Genomic DNA, 551 nt, shown 5'->3' with positions numbered 1-551 from the left:
TTTGAGCGTTGCGACGCTAGCGCAACGCGAGTTTCCGCATCGCCTTGCCGAGCGCTGGACGGACGGGGTTTCGCGGCGATCGGGCGCGCGGGGGATGCAAGGGGCGGAGCAAGACCCGCCCCTTGCTCGTCTGGCGGGCGAAACCGCCGGTTTACCGCCTGCGCCAGCAGGCTATGCATTGCCGCAACATCACATTCACCTTGGTTTGGCGGCTATGCGCCGCGGCACTGGCTTCTCTTGTTTTGCCAATTTTTAGCGCCGTTGGCGCGCTGTTTTCAATGCGCGTTCCGCCGCGCAGACGGGAAAGGGTATTTGCTTCGCCAAATACCCCTTCACCCCAAAGGCGCCCCGGGCTCAAAGCGCTCCGCGCTGCCCTTGCTGCGTCGTGAGCCAAACAAAAGGCCGTTTGTCTCCCTCCTAGCTGCGGTTTTCGCTACACGGGAAACCAAGCCCCAACTTCACCAGCGCGGCAAATACTGGCGGAAGTATTGCGCTGAAGGCGTAGCGAGGCTTTGGTTTGGTGAATATACCCCTGCCGTGGTTAGCACGAT

At 61.3% G+C, this 551-nt stretch carries 1 protein-coding gene; it reads left to right on the top strand.

Translation table 11 applies throughout. The features are described 5' to 3' along the window. Positions 1–256, top strand: a 256-nt coding sequence (locus L991_RS17765; protein WP_231550538.1) for a hypothetical protein, incomplete at its 5' end; no start/stop codon positions are given. Between the last annotated feature and the right edge of the window lie 295 nt (positions 257–551).

The organism is Chitinibacter sp. ZOR0017 (assembly GCF_000799095.1).
Lineage (GTDB): Bacteria > Pseudomonadota > Gammaproteobacteria > Burkholderiales > Chitinibacteraceae > Chitinibacter > Chitinibacter tainanensis.
Note: the sequence above shows the minus strand (reverse complement) of the source record. Positions and strands in the feature narration are given on the sequence as shown.